The sequence below is a fragment of the Actinorhabdospora filicis genome (genome assembly GCF_030269765.1).
GTDB lineage: Bacteria > Actinomycetota > Actinomycetes > Mycobacteriales > Micromonosporaceae > Actinorhabdospora > Actinorhabdospora filicis.
Genome location: NZ_BSTX01000015.1, coordinates 1 through 375 on the forward strand (window position 1 = coordinate 1; position 375 = coordinate 375).

Genomic DNA, 375 nt, shown 5'->3' on the forward strand with positions numbered 1-375 from the left:
TAACGCCACCTTCGAGCAACCCGTCAGAGACCACCAAACCCCCTCGGACACCCGCGCTTGGCGGATTCCCTCAGGGGGGTGGTCCTGGACGTGTTGTCTCAGGACCCAACAGAGTGTTTCGGTCAGTCAACCCTCGGCCTGCTAGAGGCGGGGTTGTTCATCTCGCCGCATGGTGTCGGCGTGGATGTGTGCAAAGGTTCCGGTGAACCTCGATCACCCTGGTGTCTCTGATGGACACCAGTGGGCCGGGGTTGGGTTACTCCTTAGAAAGGAGGTGATCCAGCCGCACCTTCCGGTACGGCTACCTTGTTACGACTTCGTCCCAATCGCCAGCCCCACCTTCGACGGCTCCCTCCCGCAAGGGGTTGGGCCACC

At 61.9% G+C, this 375-nt stretch carries 1 rRNA gene; it reads right to left on the reverse strand.

The annotated features are described in order from the left end of the window. Positions 1–267: 267 nt before the first annotated feature. Positions 268–375, reverse strand: a 16S ribosomal RNA gene (locus QSK10_RS34175); the annotation flags it as partial.